This window comes from Ereboglobus sp. PH5-5 (genome assembly GCF_029504805.1).
Classification (GTDB): domain Bacteria; phylum Verrucomicrobiota; class Verrucomicrobiia; order Opitutales; family Opitutaceae; genus Ereboglobus.
In genome coordinates, this window is sequence record NZ_JAQFIT010000044.1 from 1 (window position 1) to 1,047 (window position 1,047).

Here is a 1,047-nt window from a genome sequence, read left to right on the forward strand (position 1 = left end):
CTCGTAGTCCGAGGCCTTGTTGTATTCATAGTCAAAATACACCTGGCTTCGCTCGTCGATCAGGTAGCCCACTCCCGCCCCGGTCTCAAACCGCCAGCCGTCGAACCAGGGCTGGTAACTGCGCCCTTCCACTTGCACTTCCCCTCCGTTGCTGTCGGTTTTCACCATCGCCACTTTCACGTAGGGTTGCCACCGCCCGTAATCAGCTCCCGTGCGCACTTGCCCGCGGTATTGCCACGCGTCCGAGTCGCCAATGTGCACTTCGAGGTTCCGGCTCACTCCGTTCGACACCGTGTAGTCCGCCCCGTTTATCCACGCCACCGCCACTTGCGCGGAGGGTTCCACCCAGTAGATTCCGTTCATGAAGCGCCGGCCCGCCTCCACCGAGATGCTTTGCACGTGGTTCGTGTATTTGCCTCGCGAGACAAAGCCGTCCACTCCGCGCGCGTTGAGCTCGTTGCTCGAGCGGCCGAACCGCAGTGTCGCGTCCACGAACCAGGCGTTGTCGTAGAGCCACAGGCCGTAGAGTCCCAGGCCGATCGTGTTGGTCTCTCCGTCGCCGTAATCGTTGCGGGTGTCCTCGAAGCCGCGTTCCGAGCGGCTCATTCCGAAGAACGCTCCCGCCACGAGCATCGCTTTTTCGCGGCGCATGATCATGTCTCCGCCCGCGGTCAGTCCGTAGCTGTCCTGCTCAAAGCTGCTGCCCGCGAGGTCCGGCGCGGCGTTGAGCCGGTAGTTGTTCACTCGCGCCCACACGTTGCCGCTCGATGTCGGCAGGTTCACACGGATTTCCCCGAGGCGTTTGTGCACGTTGTCCAGCCCGTAGTGCCAGTCCGCACCCATCACTCCGGCGGTCAGCAGGATCGCGTCGGCCGCGCGGCTCAGCGCGTCTCCGCCGCTCAGGTAATACGAGTCGCCGTTGGGCATGACCAGCCCGCCGTCGCCTTTGTAGAGTTTGTAGGTGTGCATGCCCGATTCCACTCCGTCGGAGTCAAACTCCGCGGTGCTTCCGGCTCCGAGCTTGACGACTTCGAGCGCGTATTTGCG

Annotated in this window: 1 protein-coding gene; it reads right to left on the reverse strand. The window is 63.0% G+C overall.

What is annotated here, in order from left to right:
* Positions 1 to 1,047, reverse strand: a 1,047-nt coding sequence (locus tag M2103_RS13200) for an autotransporter outer membrane beta-barrel domain-containing protein (protein ID WP_277511152.1), incomplete at both ends; no start/stop codon positions are given.